Origin of the sequence: Nocardioides sp. CPCC 206348 (assembly GCF_048654705.1) — a bacterium.
In the GTDB taxonomy this organism is placed as follows: Bacteria; Actinomycetota; Actinomycetes; order Propionibacteriales; family Nocardioidaceae; genus Nocardioides.
The window spans coordinates 6,163-6,519 of the sequence record NZ_JBMCZA010000171.1 but is presented as its reverse complement, the minus strand read 5'-3'; the positions used below and the strand labels follow the sequence as shown (position 1 = coordinate 6,519).

Sequence of the window (357 nt, the reverse complement as noted above, 5' to 3'; positions counted from 1 at the left end):
TCGGATCTCGCCAACGTCTCCACCAGGGCGGTGCGCGATGGTGATGGTTGGGTCGTCAACGGCCAGAAGGTGTGGACGTCCAACGCGCATGCTGCGCGGTTCGCGATCCTCGTCGCACGCACCGATCCCGACGCCGTCAAGCACGCCGGCCTGACTTACTTCATCTGCGACATGGCGGATCCCGGTGTCGAAGTGAGGCCTCTGCGCCAGATCACGGGTGAGGCCGAGTTCAACGAGGTCTTTCTCACCGACGTCCGGGTGCCGGACAGCAACCGGATCGGCGCGGTGGGCGAGGGGTGGCGGGTCGCCAACACAACACTCAACAACGAGCGGGTGTCGATCGGCAAGGGCGCCGGC

General features: G+C 66.1%; 1 protein-coding gene. It reads left to right on the top strand.

All coding sequences use genetic code 11. The features are described 5' to 3' along the window. Positions 1–357 (top strand): acyl-CoA dehydrogenase family protein (locus ACOADB_RS13555; protein WP_378599426.1); only part of this gene is annotated, 357 nt, incomplete at both ends.